Below are 16,434 nucleotides of genomic sequence, written 5' to 3' on the forward strand. Positions count from 1 at the left end.
GTAAGCAACCGGTCGGGGCAACGCGCCCCGACCTGCCCAGCCCAACTGTTTGCAGGAGCCAAACCATGAGCGCCGTCATCGATGACCATGGTCATGCCGACCACGCCCACGGCCCCGCCAAAGGCCTGATGCGCTGGGTTCTGACCACCAACCACAAAGACATTGGCACATTGTATCTGTGGTTCGCGTTTTCCATGTTCCTGCTGGGCGGCTCGTTCGCGATGGTGATTCGCGCCGAGCTGTTCCAGCCAGGGTTACAAATCGTCCAGCCGGAATTCTTCAACCAGATGACGACCATGCACGGTCTGGTGATGGTCTTCGGTGCGGTGATGCCGGCCTTCGTCGGCCTCGCCAACTGGATGGTGCCGCTGATGATCGGCGCTCCGGACATGGCCCTGCCACGGATGAACAACTTCAGCTTCTGGCTGTTGCCTGCGGCGTTCCTGCTGCTGGTGTCGACATTGTTCATGCCTGGCGGCGGACCGAACTTTGGCTGGACGTTCTACGCTCCGCTGTCGACGACCTATGCGCCGCAAAGCGTGACCTTCTTTATCTTCGCCATCCACTTGATGGGGATCAGTTCGATCATGGGCGCGATCAACGTGATCGCCACCATCCTCAACCTGCGCGCCCCCGGCATGACGCTGATGAAAATGCCGCTGTTCGTCTGGACCTGGCTGATCACCGCGTTCCTGCTGATCGCGGTGATGCCGGTGCTTGCCGGGTGCGTGACCATGATGCTGATGGACATCCACTTCGGCACCAGCTTCTTCAGTGCCGCCGGTGGCGGTGACCCGGTGTTGTTCCAGCATGTGTTCTGGTTCTTCGGTCACCCCGAGGTGTACATCATGATCCTGCCGGCGTTCGGCGCCGTCAGCTCGATCATCCCGACCTTCTCGCGCAAACCGCTGTTTGGCTACACCTCGATGGTCTACGCAACGGCGAGCATCGCCTTCCTGTCCTTCATCGTTTGGGCGCACCACATGTTCGTGGTCGGCATCCCGTTGGTGGGCGAATTGTTCTTCATGTACGCCACGCTGCTGATTGCAGTGCCAACCGGGGTGAAGGTGTTCAACTGGGCCAGCACCATGTGGCAAGGCTCGCTGACTTTCGAGACGCCGATGCTGTTCGCGGTGGCGTTCGTGATCCTGTTCTCCATCGGAGGCTTCTCCGGGTTGATGCTGGCCATCGCACCGGCGGACTTCCAGTACCAGGACACCTACTTCGTGGTTGCGCACTTCCACTATGTGCTGGTGCCGGGGGCGATCTTCGGGATCTTCGCCTCCGCCTATTACTGGATGCCGAAGTGGACCGGCCACATGTACGACGAGACCCTCGGCAAGCTGCATTTCTGGCTCTCGTTCATTGGCATGAACATGGCGTTCTTCCCGATGCACTTCGTCGGGCTCGCCGGCATGCCGCGACGGATTCCGGACTACAACCTGCAGTTCGCCGACTTCAACATGGTGTCGTCGATCGGCGCGTTCATGTTTGGCACCACACAACTGTTCTTCCTCTTCATCGTGATCAAGACCATTCGCGGCGGCCCGCCAGCACCGGCCAAACCGTGGGATGGTGCCGAGGGGCTGGAGTGGAACATTCCGTCACCGGCGCCGTATCACACCTTCACCACGCCGCCGGAAGTGAAATGAACATTGACTGCCTGACACTAACCCCTGTGGGAGCTGGCTTGCCTGCGATGAAGCTGACGCGGTGTGCCAGATACGCCGCCATCGCGGGCAAGCCCGCTCCTACAGGGATTTCTGACCATGGCTGACTCGATTTCGATGAAAAAACTGGTCACCCGCCTGATGTTGGTGGTGGTGGCGATGTTCGTCTTCGGGTTTGCCCTGGTGCCGATCTACGACGTGATGTGCAAAGTGTTCGGCATCAACGGCAAAACTGCGGGGCAGTACGAGGGTGAGCAGATAGTCGACGCCTCGCGGCAGGTGCGCGTGCAGTTCCTGTCGACCAATTCCGCCGACATGTCCTGGGATTTCTACCCCAAACAGGATGAGTTGACGACCAACCCGGGCGCGGTGAACGAAATGATCTTCATCGCGCACAACCCGACCGACCGCCCGATGAGCGCCCAGGCCGTGCCGAGCATTGCGCCCAGTGCGGCGGCAGCGTATTTCCACAAGACCGAATGTTTCTGCTTTACCCAGCAAGTGCTGCAGCCCGGTCAACGGATCGAGATGCCGGTACGTTTCATCGTTGACCGTGACATGCCCAAGGATGTGAAGCACCTGACGCTGTCCTACACGCTGTTCGATATCACCGCCCGACATCCACCGGTTGCCGTAAACACTGGCGGTTGAGCGTGCCCGATAAGGAGAACAATAAATGGCAACTCATGAGCACTATTACGTACCGGCCCAGAGCAAATGGCCGATCATTGCCACGGTGGGCATGTTCGTCACCGTGTTCGGCCTGGCGACCTGGTTCAACGACCTGAAGGCTGCGCGTCCGGAGTCCCATGGCCCGCTGATCTTTTTCGTCGGCGGCCTGCTGCTGGCCTACATGTTGTTCGGCTGGTTCGGAGCGGTGATCAAGGAAGGTCGCGCGGGCTTGTACAGCGCGCAGATGGACCGTTCGTTTCGCTGGGGCATGAGTTGGTTCATATTCTCCGAGGTCATGTTCTTCATCGCCTTCTTTGGCGCGCTTTTCTACGTGCGCCACGTGTCTGGCCCAGCCCTGGGCGGCGAAGGCACCAAAGGCCTCGCCCATATGCTGTGGCCAGGCTTCGAGTTCACCTGGCCACTGCTGAACAACCCGGACTCCAAACTTTTTCCACCGCCCAAGGAAGTCATCAGCCCCTGGGGCCTGCCGCTGCTCAATACCGTGCTTCTGGTCAGCTCCAGCGTCACCGTGACCATCGCCCACCATGCCTTGAAAAAGGGCCATCGCGGCGCGCTGAAACTTTGGCTGGCGATCACCGTGCTACTGGGCTGCGCGTTCCTCGGTTTCCAGGCTGAAGAATACATGCACGCTTACAACGAGCTGGGCCTGACCCTGGGTTCGGGCATCTACGGCGCGACCTTTTTCATGCTCACCGGTTTCCACGGCGCCCACGTGACCATTGGCACCATCATCCTGTTCGTGATGCTGATGCGCATCCTGCGCGGGCACTTCGATAACGAACATCAGTTCGGCTTCGAGGCGGCGAGCTGGTATTGGCACTTTGTGGACGTGGTGTGGATCGGTCTGTTCGTTTTCGTTTATGTGCTCTGACAGCAGCTGCAAGCTTCGAGCTGCAAGCCTCAAGGTTGAAGCGCTTGCAGCTTGCAGATCGTAACTACCACGAAACGTGGGACACCAACTGGCCGCTGAAAAAGCCCCAGGCGATCAAGCCGACGGTGATGGCGGCCAGGGCCACACGAACACTCAAGGCAATGACGAGGCGGTTTGAGCTGCTGTCGTCCTTGACCAGAAAAAACAGGCCGCTGAACAGGCTGACAACCGTGGCAATCAGCATCAGGACGATAGCTGCCTTGAGCATGGGGAAACTCCGGGGGAAGGCGATGCATTTGAGTATAGCTTTCGTGACCAGCTACTTTCTGGCGACGCCATGAAGCGCTTCCGGCCAGGCGTCATACCGACACTGGTGGTTGCATTGCTGCTGCCGCTACTGGTGTCGCTCGGCTTCTGGCAATTGGGCCGTGGCGCGGAAAAAACCGCGCTGCTGAGCACCTATGCCGAGCGTCGTGCCGCGCAGCCCATGGCCAGCACTGAGCTGCAACATACGCAAGACCCGGCCTTTCGTCGCGTGCGCCTGCAAGGCCAATTCGATGCCGCCCATAGCCTGCTGCTGGATAACCGCCAACGCGATGGCAAGGTTGGCGTGGAATTGCTGCAACCGTTCCGGGACCAGGCCACCGGATTGTGGCTGCTGGTCAATCGTGGCTGGTTACCCTGGCCGGACCGGCGCACGCCGCCGCAATTCACCACGCCGACCCAGTCGCTGACGCTTGATGCCTGGGTCTATGTTCCGCCCGGCGCGACGTTTCAGTTACACGCCGATCCGACCAGCACCACCTGGCCAGAGCTGGTAACCGTTGTCGATCCCGCCAAACTCTGGACTGCCCTGGATCGTGAAGGCTTTGCCTACGAACTACGCGAAGAAGGCGGCCCAGCGGCCTACCGGGTCGATTGGCCGGTGGTCGCTCTTGGCCCGGAAAAACATATCGCCTACGCCGTGCAGTGGTTTGCCATGGCGATCGCCCTGCTCGGCCTGTTCATTTACCTCGGCTGGCACAACGCAAAGGAGAAACACCATGGGAGCGGCCATGAATCCACCCAGCATGTCTGAGGCAAAAAGACCGGTTAACCGGCGCAAGGGTCGCTTGCAGTTGTTGCTGATCCTGTTGGGGGTGATCGGTCCGATGATCCTCGCCACCGGCATGTACAAATTACAGTTCTGGGTGCCCGAGGGCCGCAGCTATCACGGCGAATTGATCGGAAACGGCCAGACACGCGCCGACCTTGGGGTGCAGGTGCAGGACGAGCGTTGGCAGTTGCTGGTAACGGCGCCCAAGGATTGCTCCGTGGATTGCCAGCAACTGGTGTATCTGGCGCGGCAGATCCAGATCGGCCTTGGCCGTGATGCCTCGCGTGCCAGCCACGCACTGGCGGTTGCGCAACCGTTGAACAGCGATTACGACGCCAAGCTGACCCGCGAATACCCGCAACTTCAACGCTACCCCATGGACCTGACCACATTCAGCAAATCCACCCACGAGCAGACCATGCCCCAGCTGTGGATCATCGACCCGCATGGCAATCTGGTGCTGCGCTACGACCCGACGGTGAAGGGCAAAGACCTGCTCAACGACCTGCGGCATCTGCTGAAACTGTCGAACATCGGATAAGGGCATCGTCATGGCCAAACCTGGATTTCGCCTCGCGCTGTTTGCCACCCTGCTGGCGTTGATCGTGGTGCTGCTCGGCGCCTACACCCGCCTGACCCACGCCGGCCTCGGCTGCCCGGACTGGCCTGGCTGCTATGGCTTTATCAGCGTGCCCAAAAGCGAAGCCCAACTGGCCCATGCGGAGCTGCATTTTCCTGACTCACCTGTCGAAGCCCACAAGGGCTGGAATGAAATGGTCCACCGCTATTTCGCTGGCACATTGGGGCTGTTGATTTCGGTGCTGGCCGGTCGAGCCTGGGTACATCGGCGTCATCCGGGGCAGCCGGTGAAGTTGCCATTGTTTCTGTTGGCCGTGGTGTTTGCGCAGGCCGCGTTCGGCATGTGGACGGTGACGCTCAAGCTTTGGCCGCAGGTGGTCACCGGGCATCTGCTCGGCGGTTTCGCGACATTGAGCCTGCTGTTCCTGCTGACCCTGCGATTGTCCGGCGTGCTGCCGGCATTGACGGTGCCCCGGCGTCTGCAATATTGGGCGACCGCCGGGTTGCTGCTGGTGATCCTGCAAATTGCCCTGGGTGGCTGGGTCAGCTCCAACTACGCCGCCGTGGCCTGTATCGATTTCCCGACCTGCCACGGGCAATGGTTGCCACCTGCGGACTTCGCCAATGGCTTTCACCTGACCCAGCACATCGGCCCGAATTATCTTGGCGGGCAACTGGACAGCGACGCCCGTACCGCCATTCACCTGACTCACCGGATCGGCGCATTGTTGGTCACGCTGGTGCTGCTGGGGCTGGCGTGGCAGTTGAAAGTGGTCGGCATGAGCCGCCTGGCTGCCCTGGTGCTGATCGCCCTGGCCACGCAAATCACCCTCGGCATCAGCAACGTGCTATTTCACCTGCCGCTGCCGGTGGCCGTCGCCCATAACGCCGGAGGTGCAGCGTTGCTGTTGACTCTGGTGCTGGTCAATTACCACGCACGAACCAGCCTGGTTCGCGTCCGGCAACCCTCCCTGGGACGTTGGCGGTTCAGCCCCCGCAAGCCCTCGGCCAGGCCCATCACAATAAAAGGAGAGATGCCATGGCGACTCTGACCAGCGCGCGTCACGGCCAGGCGATCTGGCGTGACTATCTGGAACTGACCAAGCCCAAGGTGGTGGTGCTGATGCTTATCACCTCGCTGGTCGGCATGTTTCTCGCGACCCGTGCCGGGGTGCCATGGACCGTGCTGGTATTTGGCAACCTGGGCATCGCCTTGTGTGCCGGCGGGGCGGCGGCGGTCAACCATGTGGTGGATCGGCGGATCGATGCGGTGATGGCCCGCACCCACAAGCGACCATTGGCCGAAGGCCGCGTCTCCCCCACCGCGGCGCTGACCTTCGCCCTGATTCTGGCTTTGCTGGGCCAGGCGCTGCTGCTGGCCTTCACCAACCCGCTGACCGCTTGGCTGACCCTTGCGTCCTTGCTGGGGTACGCCGTGGTCTACACCGGTTTCCTCAAACGCGCGACGCCGCAGAACATCGTCATCGGTGGCCTGGCAGGTGCCGCCCCACCGCTGCTGGGGTGGACCGCTGCCACCGGTCACGTCAGCGCTGAACCCTTGTTGCTGGTGCTGATCATCTTCGCCTGGACCCCGCCGCACTTCTGGGCCCTGGCCATTCACCGCAAGGAGGAATACGCCAAGGCCGACATCCCGATGCTGCCGGTCACCCACGGCGAGCACTACACCAAGGTCCACATCCTTCTCTACACCTTCGCGCTGCTGGCCGTCAGCCTGTTGCCCTATGTGATCCACATGAGCGGCACGCTGTACCTGATTTGCGCGCTGGGCCTGGGCGCGAGGTTCCTGCAATGGGCCGTGGTGTTGTACCGTGGCACTCGACCACACGCGGCGATCAACACGTTCAAGTACTCTATCTACTACTTATTCCTGCTGTTTATCGCGCTGCTCGTAGACCACTACCTATTGTTGAACCTATGACTCGAACTCAGAAAACCGTCTTTATCCTTGTCGCCCTGATCGCGCTGGTCCTGGGCCTGACCATCAACAAAGTGCTGTCCGGCAAAGGCCAGGGTGACCCCACCGCGTTGATCGACGCCGGGATCATCCTGTTGCCCCAAAGCCGCACGCTGCCGGACGTGACGATGACAGACCAGGACGGTAAACCGGTCGCGGTCAATCAACTGCAAGGCAAGTGGTCACTGCTGTTTCTGGGCTACACCTTCTGCCCGGACATCTGCCCAACCACTCTCGCCCAACTGCGTCAGATCAAGAGCGAGCTGCCGCCAGAGGCCGTGAATAACCTGCAGATTATCCTGGTGAGCGTCGACCCGAACCGCGACACGCCCAAGCAGCTCAAGCAGTACCTGGGCTACTTCGACCCGCAATTCCAGGGCCTGACGCCCGCCTCGGTGGACGACATCCAGAAGCTGGCAAATGCCGTGAGCATCCCGTTCATCCCGGCCGACACCAGCAAGCCCAACTACACCGTGGACCACAGCGGCAACCTCGCGGTGATCGGCCCGGACGGCAAGCAACGCGGCTTCATCCGTGCGCCGTTGAACAACCAGAAGCTGGTGGCGCAGTTGCCGGTGATGCTTCAACGTAAATAGTCAACATCTCTCCCTGTAGGAGCGAGCTTGCTCGCGATGGGCTTCAACGATAACGCTGACGGCCTGACGCCCCGCGTTGTCTGGTCCTCCATCGCGAGCATGCTCGCTCCTACAGGGGGCGAAATTGCAGGCACAAAAAAAGGGCGCATTCAATGCGCCCCTTTTTTGTCATGACTCGCGAATCAGAACGCAGGCACCACGGCGCCCTTGTACTTCTCGAGAATGAAGGCTTTCACTTCCGGGCTGTGCAGCGCGGCGACCAGCTTCTTCATGTCTTCGCTGTCCTTGTCGTCCGGGCGGGCGACGAGGATATTCACGTACGGCGAGTCGCTGCCTTCGATGAACAGCGCATCCTTGGATGGGTCGAGTTTGGCTTCCAGCGCGTAGTTGGTGTTGATCAGCGCCAGGTCAACTTGGGTCAACACGCGTGGGATCGTCGCGGCTTCCAGCTCACGGAACTTGAGGTTCTTCGGGTTGGCAGTGATGTCCTTAACGGTCGACAGGATGTTGTTCGAGTCCTTCAAGGTGATCACGCCTGCCTTGGCCAGCAGCAGCAATGCGCGGCCACCGTTGGTGGCGTCGTTGGGAATGACCACGGTGGCGGTGCTTGGCAGCTCATCGAGTTTCTTGTATTTGCTGGAGTACGCGCCCAACGGCTCCAGGTGCACGCCCGCCACGGACACCAGGTGAGTGCCCTTGGCCTTGTTGAACTCATCGAGGTACGGCTGGTGTTGGAAGAAGTTGGCGTCCAGGCGCTTCTCCGCGACCTGCACGTTCGGCTGGATGTAATCGGTGAAGACCTTGACCTTCAGGTCCACGCCTTCCTTGGCCAGGGCTGGCTTCACAAACTCGAGGATTTCCGCGTGCGGAACCGGAGTGGCCGCCACCGTCAGGGTGTCCGCGTGAGCGGAAAAGGCTGCAACGGCAGCGAACGCGACGAGTAGATTTTTCATTCAGCTAACTCCTTGAGACCCGCTTACTTGCGGGAAAAATGCACAACCAACTTATCGCCAACCGTTTGCAACACTTGAACCAGAACCAACAGCAACACCACGGTTACCACCATCACGTCGGTCTGGAAGCGCTGGTAACCGAAACGGATCGCCAGGTCGCCAAGGCCGCCAGCGCCCACCACACCCGCCATCGCGGTGTAGGAAACCAGTGTAATCGCTGTCACCGTAATTGCCGCGAAGATGCCAGGTCGAGCTTCGGGCAGCAGGGCATTGGTGATGATCTGGCGTGTCGTCGCGCCCATGGACTGGGTTGCCTCGATGATGCCGCGATCCACTTCACGCAGGGCGGTTTCTACCAAACGCGCGAAGAACGGCGTGGCGCCCACCACCAGTGGCGGAATAGCACCGGCGACACCCAGCGACGTGCCGGTGATCAACACCGTGAACGGAATCATCACGATCAACAGGATGATGAAGGGCAACGAACGCAGGATGTTCACCACCAGCGACAACATCGCGTAAACGCCTTTGGCCTCGAGCAACTGGCGCGGGCTGCACAGGAACAGCAGAACGCCCAACGGCAGCCCCAGCAACACGGTAAACAGCAGCGAACCGCCGAGCATCAGCAGGGTGTCGCCGGTGGCCAGCCAGATTTCGAACCAGTCGATATTGGCGAAGAAATTTGTCAGGGCTTCCATTAGCGCAGCACCTCCATGTGAACGTCAGCCGCGGTGAAGCGGGCAAACGCCGCCTCCATGTCGCCGCCGGTGACGGCCAGGGTGAGTTGCCCGTAGGGAATGTCCTTGATGCGGTCAATACGACCGGCCAGGATGCTGTAGTCCACGCCAGTTTCGCGAGCGACGGTGCCCAGCAATGGCGCGTAGGTTGCTTCGCCCTGGAAGGTCAGACGCACGATACGGCCCGGCACATGGGCGAAGTCGTCGCGCTGCTCGCCTTCGTCGACCTGCTCGTCTTCCTGCACGAAGCGCCGGGTGGTCGGGTGCTTGGGGTGCAGGAACACGTCTGCCACCGAACCCTGTTCGACGATGACGCCGTCATCCATTACCCCCACCTGATCGCAAACGCGACGGATCACATCCATCTCGTGGGTGATCAACACGATGGTCAGTTTCAGCTCACGGTTGATTTCGGCCAGCAACTGCAGGACCGAGGCCGTGGTCTGCGGGTCCAGGGCGCTGGTGGCTTCATCGCACAGGAGGATTTTCGGTTTGGTCGCCAAGGCGCGCGCGATGCCAACGCGCTGCTTCTGGCCACCGGACAACTGCGCCGGGTACTTTTTAGCATGGTCGGACAACCCCACCCGCGCCAGCAGCTCGGCGACACGCTGGTCGATCTCGCCACGCGACAGCTCACCGGCCAGGGTCAGCGGCAGCGCGACGTTATCGGCAACCGTCTTGGAGGCCAGCAGGTTGAAGTGCTGAAAAATCATGCCGACCTGCTGACGGAAACGGCGCAAGCCATTGGCATCAAGCGCGGTGATTTCTTCGCCGTCGACGATGATCTTGCCGCCAGAGGAATTCTCCAGGCGATTGATCAGACGCAGCAGGGTACTTTTTCCCGCTCCGGAATGTCCGATCAAGCCGAATACCTGACCGTTCTCAATCGTCAGATTGGTCGGGTGCAGGGCGGGGATATCCTTACCGGCGACGCGGTAGGTTTTATGGACGTTTTGAAACTCGATCACGTAGCGAACCTTGTGGGGCGCGTTGGAATAGGGTCAGCGGTTAGCCGGGCGCGCATTTTAGCCTGTCCGTATAGAGGTTATTAGCATTTATTGCGCATGCAACCTTCGATTTGGCAATAACGCCACCGAGAGTCATATAAAAGGAACGCCTCAAACCTTCATCAGTCACTGTTTAAAGCAACTCGACAACCACCAGGTGCCGTGCCTGGGAGGGATATTTCCACGTTCGACGAGGAGTTTCGACTGATGAGTACCAAGAAGCCTGCCGCCCCGAATAGCGCGATGGCCGGGACCGACACCCCGGACCGCAGTAATACCAATGCCAAGCTCGACAGCCTGGAAACCTTCCGCAGCGATGCCACCGATCAGGCGCTGCGAACCAACCAGGGCGTGAAGATTTCGGACAACCAAAACACCTTGAAGGCAGGCGCTCGCGGACCATCATTGCTGGAAGACTTCATCATGCGTGAAAAAATCACGCATTTTGACCATGAACGCATCCCGGAGCGTATCGTCCATGCCCGAGGCACCGGCGCCCACGGCTACTTCCAGACCTACGAAAACCATGCGGCGCTGACCAAAGCCGGATTTCTACAGGACCCGGGCAAAAAAACTCCGGTATTCGTGCGTTTTTCCACGGTACAAGGTCCTCGCGGGTCGGGCGACACCGTGCGCGACGTGCGCGGTTTCGCCGTAAAGTTCTTCACCGACGAGGGCAACTTCGACCTGGTGGGCAACAACATGCCGGTGTTTTTCATTCAGGATGCGATCAAGTTTCCCGACTTCGTGCACGCGGTAAAACCCGAACCCCACAACGAGATACCGACTGGCGGCTCAGCACACGACACTTTCTGGGATTTCGTTTCGCTGGTGCCCGAGTCGGCCCACATGGTGATCTGGGCCATGTCCGACCGGGCCATTCCCAAAAGCCTGCGCAGCATGCAGGGCTTCGGTGTACACACCTTTCGCCTGATCAACGCCGAGGGCAAGTCACGTTTCGTCAAGTTCCACTGGCGTCCAACGGCTGGCACCTGTTCGCTGGTGTGGGATGAGGCGCAGAAGCTCGCCGGCAAGGACACTGACTACCATCGTCGCGATCTTTGGGAAGCCATCGAGATGGGCGACTATCCCGAGTGGGAATTGGGTGTCCAAGTGGTCGAAGAAGAAAACGAACACGCTTTCGAGTTCGACATTCTCGACCCGACCAAGATCATTCCCGAGGAAGTGGTCCCGATCACACCGTTGGGCAAGATGGTGCTCAACCGTAACCCGGACAATTTTTTCGCTGAAGTCGAGCAGGTGGCGTTCTGCCCAGGGCATATCGTTCCGGGCATCGACTTTTCCAACGACCCACTGCTGCAAGGCCGGTTGTTTTCCTACACCGACACGCAGATCAGCCGCCTCGGCGGGCCGAACTTTCACGAAATCCCGATCAACCGCCCGATAGCGCCCGTCCATAACGGCCAGCGCGATGCCCAGCACCGCAGCACCATCGACAAGGGACGTGCGGCGTACGAACCGAACTCCATTGATGGCGGCTGGCCAAAAGAAACGCCTCCAGCCGCACAGGACGGTGGATTCGAGTCCTATCCGGAGCGCATCGATGCCAACAAGATCCGTCAACGCAGCGAGTCGTTTGGCGACCACTTCTCCCAGGCGCGCCTGTTCTTCCACAGCATGAGCAAGCACGAGCAAGAACACATCATTGCCGCGTACAGCTTCGAGCTGGGCAAAGTGGAGCGTGAGTTCATCCGGGCTCGGGAGGTTAATGAGATTCTGGCCAACATCGACCTGGAACTGGCTAAACGGGTTGCGCAGAACCTCGGTTTACCAGCGCCCACCGCCGGGACCGTCGACGTGCCGAAATCATCCCTGGAGCGCTCGCCAGCACTCAGCCAGGCGAATTTGCTGCCCGAGAATATCAAAAGCCGCAAAATCGCGATCCTGGCGGCCAATGGTGTCGATGGGGCTGCAATCGATGCGATGAAGGCAGCACTGAAAGCCGAAGGTGCGCACGCCAAACTGCTTGGGCCGACCTCCGCTCCCGTGAAGACCGCCGATGGCACAACGTTGCCGGTGGATGCTTCCATGGAAGGGATGCCGTCCATTGCCTTCGACGCCGTCTTCGTGCCCGGAGGCGCGGCATCGATCAAGGCGTTGAGCGGGGATGGGGTGGCATTGCATTACGTACTTGAGGCTTACAAACACTTGAAAGCGATTGCCCTGCACGGCGAGGCGAAGCAGTTGCTGGATGTGTTGAAGCTGGAGGCGGATGTTGGGTTGATCGTAGGGACGGATGCCACGCTGGCCAAAGCGTTCATTGCGGCGATTGGGCAGCACCGGGTCTGGGAGCGGGAGCCGAAGGCCAAGGGGGTTCCGGCTTAGGATTTGTATCAACCGGGCTGATGCGATCGCGGGCGAGCCCGCTCCTACAGGTTGATCACAAACCCTGTAGGAGCGAGCTTGCTCGCGATGCTGTCAGGGTTTACGCGGACTCAGGACAACCTGCGCCGGTACGCTGCGTAAAATTTGCTTTTGCAGGTTCAGGTCAAAATCCGCGTCAAGCTTCTTCACCCGCTTGGTCAGCAAGGTGGCCAGCCACGGGTAGTCATCGGTGCGGGGCGCCTGAATGCTCACATCGCAGTCATAATTCACCACATCAGCGGCGATCGCGTCCAGTTGGCGACGAAGCTTGCCCATATCGCTGAGGTTCAGCGCCACGGTCGTGCTCTCTGCCGTTGGATCGATCACCTTGGCGGCGGGCTTGGCTTCAGCAGCCCTGAGCGCCGCTTCTGCTTTATCCAACTCAGCCTTGCGCGCATTGACGATGGCATTGTTGACCCCACCGGTCAGCGCTGGCGCCTTGGGCATCAGCGCCCGAGCCCGGCTGAGTGCCGTGGCGGCGGCGTTCACGTCACCTTTTTGCAGCACGATCTGACTGCGACGCAGGTAGGCTTCAGCCAACTGCCGCTGGTACTGTTCCAGGGATTGATCATTGGGCGTCTCGGCCTGCAAGGCCGCCAGTTGGCCTTCGGCGGTCGCCAGTTCGCTGCTGGCAAGGCTTTGCTCGAGCTGTGCGATGGCCGTAGCCCGCGCATCAGTGGCCTGGGTGGCCGCCGGCGGGGTGCTTTGGCATGCGCCCAGTAGCAGCGAAAACGCGACAAGGAGCAGATAACGGGAGGCGAACGGCTTCATTCCTGCGACTCTCTATTTGCGCAAAAAACGAGCAAGTCTACACCCCTCGACGGGGCAGGACAAAACTCAGCAGAAACAGTGCGGCCGCCGTCACCACGATGGAAGGGCCCGCCGGGGTGTCCTTGAACCAGGACAACGCCAACCCGCCACACACCGCGAGCATGCCCAGCAGGCTTGCGCCCAACGCCATCTGCTCGGGCGAGCGGGCGTGACGTTGTGCCGCAGCTGCGGGGATGATCAGCAATGACGTAATCAGCAACACACCGACGATTTTCATCGCCACTGCGATCACCACGGCGATCAGCAGCATCAGGGTCATGCGCAGCGCCGGCACCGGCAATCCTTCCACTCGCGCCAGTTCTTCGTGCACCGTGATCGCCAACAATGGCCGCCACATCGTCACCAGCAACACCAGCACCGCCGCGCTGCCGCCAAGAATCCACGCCAGATCGCTGGGACTGATCGCCAGAAGATCGCCGAACAGATAAGCCATCAGGTCGATCCGCACTTCGTGCATGAAGCTTAGTACGACCAAACCGAGAGAGAGAGTGCTCGGTGCGAGAATTCCCAACAGCGTGTCAGAAGCCAGTGGCTGGCGCTGTTGCAACGTTACCAGTAACACCGCTAACAGCAGGCAGCCGACAGTGACCGCGACCGTCGGGCTGACATCCAGCAAAAAGCCCAATGCCACGCCGAGCAATGCCGCGTGGGACAAGGTGTCGCCAAAATAAGCCATGCGCCGCCACACGACGAACGATCCCAGTGGCCCCGCCACCAGCGCCAGGGCCAAACCTGCGAGCAGGGCATAGAGCAGAAAATCAGCCATGCTTGCAGTGATCTCCGTGAACGTGGGGTTTGACCACCGAGCCATGCAGGTCGTGGGCGTGATCGTGGTGGTGGTGATAAATCGCCAGGCTCGCGGCGTTCTTGCCAAACAACTCGACGAACGCCGGGTCACCGCTGACGTGCTCAGGATGGCCAGAGCAGCAGACATGGCGATTGAGGCACACCACCTGGTCGGTGGTGCTCATGACCAGATGCAGATCGTGGGACACCATCAGCACACCGCAACCGTGACGATCGCGCAGACGGGTAATCAGGCTGTACAACTCCGCCTGCCCCGCTACATCGACGCCTTGCACCGGCTCGTCGAGCACCAGCAACTCGGGTTCGCGCAACAGCGCCCGGGCCAGCAACACGCGCTGCATTTCGCCCCCAGAGACGCTTTGCACCGGGCTGTCGATGACGTGTTCGGCGCCGACCTCCTTGAGCGCCGCCAACGCGCGAGCGCGGTCCACTCCCGGCACCAGGCGCAGGAATCGCAGCACCGACAGCGGCAACGTCGGATCGACATGCAGCTTTTGCGGCATATAACCCACCCGCAGCTTCGGTTTGCGCCAGACGCTGCCGCTGTCCGGTTTCAACAGACCGAGCACCGCCCGCACCAGGGTGGTCTTGCCGGCGCCGTTAGGCCCGATCAGGGTGACAATCTGCCCCGGCTCGACGCTCAGCTCGATATTATCCAGCACGATTTGCCCGGCAAAGGTGACGGCAACCTGCTCGAGGCGGATCAACGCATTGCTCATCAAGCCCCCTGGCAGCCCGAGCACAGGCCGACCACTTCAACGGTCTGGCCTTCGACCACGAACCCTACATCCCTGGCGCTGCCGACAATCGCGTCGCTGATGGATTTCTGTTCAAGTTCGATGGCGGCATGGCATTCGCGGCAGATCAGGAATTGCCCCTGATGCGCATGCTCCGGGTGATTACAGCCAACAAAGGCATTGAGCGAGGCGATGCGGTGCACCAGCCCGTTTTCCAGCAGGAAATCCAGCGCGCGGTAAACCGTAGGCGGCGCCGCCCGACGGCCGTCCTGTTCGCTGAGCACCGCCAGAATGTCGTAGGCGCCCAGCGGCTTGTGACTTTGCCACACCAGCTCCAGCACCCGCCGGCGCAGTGCGGTCAGGCGCAGGCCTTGGCGCGCGCACAGGGCATCGGCCTCAGACAGGGCGCTGTGAACGCAATGGGAGTGGTCGTGGGGACGGCTGGCAATCGGTGTAATAGGCATGAGCGGCGACGAGTTTTGTTAGAGACGTTATTATGTTACCCGTTCTTACCTCCTTGAGTGGTCATCGTGTCCCGACTTTTTTCCATCTTTGTCGCTTTCGTCGCAAGTTTTCTGTTCGTCGGTGCAGCCCAGGCCGAGGTCAAGGTACTTACCAGCATCAAGCCTCTGCAGCTGATAGCCGCGGCGGTGCAGGACGGCGTGGCGATTCCCGAAGTGCTGCTGCCACCCGGGGCCTCCCCGCATAATTACGCACTGCGCCCATCCGACGTACGGAAGGTGCAATCGGTAGATCTGGTTTACTGGATTGGACCGGATATGGAAGGTTTCCTGCCTCGTGTGATGAAAGGTCGTACGTTGCCGAGCATCGCCATACAGGACCTGCCCGGTTTGAAGCTGCGCCACTTTGCCGAGGACAGCCACTCTCACGCCGAGGAGGCGGACGATCATGATCACGATCACCGCCCTGGCAGCCTGGATGCGCATCTGTGGCTATCGCCAGCGAATGCCCGAGTGATTGCCGCCAAAATGGCAGCGGACCTGGCCGCAGCCGATCCGGCCAACGCCCCTCGCTATCAAAGCAATCTCAAGGGGTTCGAGGAACGCCTGGATGCCCTGGATCTGCGCCTGAAAGCGCGCCTGGCGGGTATCGCCGGCAAACCGTATTTCGTTTTTCATGAGGCATTCGACTATTTCGAAGACGCCTACGGCCTCAAGCACACTGGCGTGTTCAGCGTCGCCGCCGAGGTGCAGCCAGGCGCTCAGCACGTCGCGGCGATGCGCACTCGCTTGCAGGAAGTGGGCAAGACCTGCGTGTTCAGCGAACCACCACTGCGCCCACGCCTGGCCGAGACCCTGGTCGCGGGCCTGCCGGTGAAACTGGCGGAGCTGGATGCGTTGGGGGGGTACACGCCGGCGACTGCCCAAGGGTATGAGCAGATACTTGAGAAACTGGGCAATGACTTGGCGGGGTGCCTGGAGTCGCTGTGATCAGGATTGAGGTGACCCCTATCGCGGGCAAGCCCGCTCCTACAGG

General features: G+C 60.6%; 18 protein-coding genes. 10 read left to right on the forward strand and 8 right to left on the reverse strand.

The window, feature by feature from the left end; genetic code table 11:
• The first annotated feature begins 65 nt into the window (after positions 1–65).
• From ctaD to AB4N64_RS24500, 3 genes are all read left to right on the forward strand, one after another.
• Positions 66–1,652 (forward strand): cytochrome c oxidase subunit I, encoded by a 1,587-nt coding sequence (gene ctaD / locus AB4N64_RS24490; protein WP_460119299.1) that lies wholly within the window; start codon positions 66–68, stop codon positions 1,650–1,652.
• 117 nt (positions 1,653–1,769) lie between these two features.
• Complete coding sequence (locus AB4N64_RS24495; protein WP_460119301.1) at positions 1,770–2,321, forward strand: cytochrome c oxidase assembly protein; 552 nt, start codon at positions 1,770–1,772, stop codon at positions 2,319–2,321.
• 25 nt (positions 2,322–2,346) lie between these two features.
• Positions 2,347–3,234 (forward strand): cytochrome c oxidase subunit 3, encoded by an 888-nt coding sequence (locus AB4N64_RS24500; RefSeq protein ID WP_460119303.1) that lies wholly within the window; start codon positions 2,347–2,349, stop codon positions 3,232–3,234.
• A gap of 64 nt (positions 3,235–3,298) precedes the next feature.
• On the opposite strand, the gene AB4N64_RS24505 is transcribed toward AB4N64_RS24500, so the two are convergent.
• Complete coding sequence (locus tag AB4N64_RS24505; RefSeq protein WP_150765453.1) at positions 3,299–3,502, reverse strand: twin transmembrane helix small protein; 204 nt, start codon at positions 3,500–3,502, stop codon at positions 3,299–3,301.
• 69 nt (positions 3,503–3,571) lie between these two features.
• Here AB4N64_RS24505 and AB4N64_RS24510 point away from each other — a divergent pair, with 69 nt between their 5' ends.
• Genes AB4N64_RS24510 through AB4N64_RS24530 form a run of 5 tightly spaced genes read left to right on the forward strand, consistent with a single transcriptional unit; the run spans position 3,572 to position 7,480 of the window.
• Positions 3,572–4,312: an SURF1 family protein gene (locus AB4N64_RS24510; protein WP_460119305.1), complete on the forward strand. Its 741-nt coding sequence runs from the start codon at positions 3,572–3,574 to the stop codon at positions 4,310–4,312.
• On the forward strand, positions 4,278–4,871 hold the full coding sequence (locus AB4N64_RS24515; RefSeq protein ID WP_460119307.1) for a hypothetical protein: 594 nt from the start codon (positions 4,278–4,280) through the stop codon (positions 4,869–4,871). Before AB4N64_RS24510 ends, AB4N64_RS24515 begins: the two co-directional genes overlap by 35 nt.
• A gap of 10 nt (positions 4,872–4,881) precedes the next feature.
• Entirely contained in the window at positions 4,882–5,961 is a 1,080-nt protein-coding gene (locus AB4N64_RS24520) for a COX15/CtaA family protein (RefSeq protein WP_460119309.1), read from the forward strand.
• Entirely contained in the window at positions 5,949–6,848 is a 900-nt protein-coding gene (gene cyoE, locus AB4N64_RS24525) for a heme o synthase (RefSeq protein WP_460119311.1), read from the forward strand. The genes AB4N64_RS24520 and cyoE overlap by 13 nt, the downstream gene beginning before the upstream one ends.
• Positions 6,845–7,480 (forward strand): SCO family protein, encoded by a 636-nt coding sequence (locus tag AB4N64_RS24530; protein ID WP_460119313.1) that lies wholly within the window; start codon positions 6,845–6,847, stop codon positions 7,478–7,480. The genes cyoE and AB4N64_RS24530 overlap by 4 nt, the downstream gene beginning before the upstream one ends.
• Before the next feature lie 182 nt (positions 7,481–7,662).
• Here AB4N64_RS24530 and AB4N64_RS24535 read toward each other — a convergent pair whose 3' ends face one another.
• The 3 genes from AB4N64_RS24535 to AB4N64_RS24545 are packed head-to-tail and all read right to left on the reverse strand — an operon-like array spanning position 7,663 to position 10,138.
• Complete coding sequence (locus AB4N64_RS24535) at positions 7,663–8,433, reverse strand: MetQ/NlpA family ABC transporter substrate-binding protein (RefSeq protein WP_460119315.1); 771 nt, start codon at positions 8,431–8,433, stop codon at positions 7,663–7,665.
• Between the two features lie 23 nt (positions 8,434–8,456).
• Positions 8,457–9,131: a methionine ABC transporter permease gene (locus tag AB4N64_RS24540; protein ID WP_460119317.1), complete on the reverse strand. Its 675-nt coding sequence runs from the start codon at positions 9,129–9,131 to the stop codon at positions 8,457–8,459.
• On the reverse strand, positions 9,131–10,138 hold the full coding sequence (locus tag AB4N64_RS24545; protein ID WP_460119319.1) for a methionine ABC transporter ATP-binding protein: 1,008 nt from the start codon (positions 10,136–10,138) through the stop codon (positions 9,131–9,133). Before AB4N64_RS24545 ends, AB4N64_RS24540 begins: the two co-directional genes overlap by 1 nt.
• Positions 10,139–10,339: 201 nt before the next feature.
• Here AB4N64_RS24545 and katE point away from each other — a divergent pair, with 201 nt between their 5' ends.
• A complete protein-coding gene (katE, locus tag AB4N64_RS24550) occupies positions 10,340–12,523 on the forward strand; it encodes a catalase HPII (RefSeq protein WP_460119322.1) in 2,184 nt (727 codons plus the stop codon).
• A 93-nt stretch (positions 12,524–12,616) separates the two neighbouring features.
• On the opposite strand, the gene AB4N64_RS24555 is transcribed toward katE, so the two are convergent.
• From AB4N64_RS24555 to zur, 4 genes are read right to left on the reverse strand one after another with little or no spacing between them, the layout of a single operon-like run.
• Entirely contained in the window at positions 12,617–13,333 is a 717-nt protein-coding gene (locus tag AB4N64_RS24555) for a PA5502 family lipoprotein (RefSeq protein WP_460119324.1), read from the reverse strand.
• A 37-nt stretch (positions 13,334–13,370) separates the two neighbouring features.
• Positions 13,371–14,159 (reverse strand): zinc ABC transporter permease subunit ZnuB, encoded by a 789-nt coding sequence (gene znuB, locus AB4N64_RS24560; protein ID WP_460119326.1) that lies wholly within the window; start codon positions 14,157–14,159, stop codon positions 13,371–13,373.
• Positions 14,152–14,919, reverse strand: coding sequence for a zinc ABC transporter ATP-binding protein ZnuC (znuC, locus tag AB4N64_RS24565; RefSeq protein ID WP_460119329.1), 768 nt, complete (start codon positions 14,917–14,919; stop codon positions 14,152–14,154). The genes znuB and znuC overlap by 8 nt, the downstream gene beginning before the upstream one ends.
• Positions 14,919–15,401: a zinc uptake transcriptional repressor Zur gene (gene zur, locus AB4N64_RS24570; protein ID WP_460119332.1), complete on the reverse strand. Its 483-nt coding sequence runs from the start codon at positions 15,399–15,401 to the stop codon at positions 14,919–14,921. The genes znuC and zur overlap by 1 nt, the downstream gene beginning before the upstream one ends.
• Positions 15,402–15,467: 66 nt before the next feature.
• Between zur and znuA the strand changes: the two genes are divergently transcribed.
• The gene (gene znuA / locus AB4N64_RS24575) at positions 15,468–16,388 is read left to right on the forward strand and encodes a zinc ABC transporter substrate-binding protein ZnuA (RefSeq protein ID WP_460119335.1); all 921 of its coding nucleotides are present in this window, start codon (positions 15,468–15,470) and stop codon (positions 16,386–16,388) included.
• The last annotated feature ends 46 nt before the right edge of the window (positions 16,389–16,434 follow it).

The organism is Pseudomonas sp. S2_C03 (genome assembly GCF_054668405.1).

What these genes read in the sequence shown, in the direction of transcription:
- ctaD (WP_460119299.1), top strand. Translation starts at nt 66, where the DNA reads ATGAGCGCCGTCATCGATGACCATGGTCATGCCGACCACGCCCACGGC.
- AB4N64_RS24495 (WP_460119301.1), top strand. Translation starts at nt 1,770, where the DNA reads ATGGCTGACTCGATTTCGATGAAAAAACTGGTCACCCGCCTGATGTTG.
- AB4N64_RS24500 (WP_460119303.1), top strand. Translation starts at nt 2,347, where the DNA reads ATGGCAACTCATGAGCACTATTACGTACCGGCCCAGAGCAAATGGCCG.
- AB4N64_RS24505 (WP_150765453.1), bottom strand. Translation starts at nt 3,502, where the DNA reads ATGCTCAAGGCAGCTATCGTCCTGATGCTGATTGCCACGGTTGTCAGC.
- AB4N64_RS24510 (WP_460119305.1), top strand. Translation starts at nt 3,572, where the DNA reads ATGAAGCGCTTCCGGCCAGGCGTCATACCGACACTGGTGGTTGCATTG.
- AB4N64_RS24515 (WP_460119307.1), top strand. Translation starts at nt 4,278, where the DNA reads ATGGGAGCGGCCATGAATCCACCCAGCATGTCTGAGGCAAAAAGACCG.
- AB4N64_RS24520 (WP_460119309.1), top strand. Translation starts at nt 4,882, where the DNA reads ATGGCCAAACCTGGATTTCGCCTCGCGCTGTTTGCCACCCTGCTGGCG.
- cyoE (WP_460119311.1), top strand. Translation starts at nt 5,949, where the DNA reads ATGGCGACTCTGACCAGCGCGCGTCACGGCCAGGCGATCTGGCGTGAC.
- AB4N64_RS24530 (WP_460119313.1), top strand. Translation starts at nt 6,845, where the DNA reads ATGACTCGAACTCAGAAAACCGTCTTTATCCTTGTCGCCCTGATCGCG.
- AB4N64_RS24535 (WP_460119315.1), bottom strand. Translation starts at nt 8,433, where the DNA reads ATGAAAAATCTACTCGTCGCGTTCGCTGCCGTTGCAGCCTTTTCCGCT.
- AB4N64_RS24540 (WP_460119317.1), bottom strand. Translation starts at nt 9,131, where the DNA reads ATGGAAGCCCTGACAAATTTCTTCGCCAATATCGACTGGTTCGAAATC.
- AB4N64_RS24555 (WP_460119324.1), bottom strand. Translation starts at nt 13,333, where the DNA reads ATGAAGCCGTTCGCCTCCCGTTATCTGCTCCTTGTCGCGTTTTCGCTG.
- znuB (WP_460119326.1), bottom strand. Translation starts at nt 14,159, where the DNA reads ATGGCTGATTTTCTGCTCTATGCCCTGCTCGCAGGTTTGGCCCTGGCG.
- znuC (WP_460119329.1), bottom strand. Translation starts at nt 14,919, where the DNA reads ATGAGCAATGCGTTGATCCGCCTCGAGCAGGTTGCCGTCACCTTTGCC.
- zur (WP_460119332.1), bottom strand. Translation starts at nt 15,401, where the DNA reads ATGCCTATTACACCGATTGCCAGCCGTCCCCACGACCACTCCCATTGC.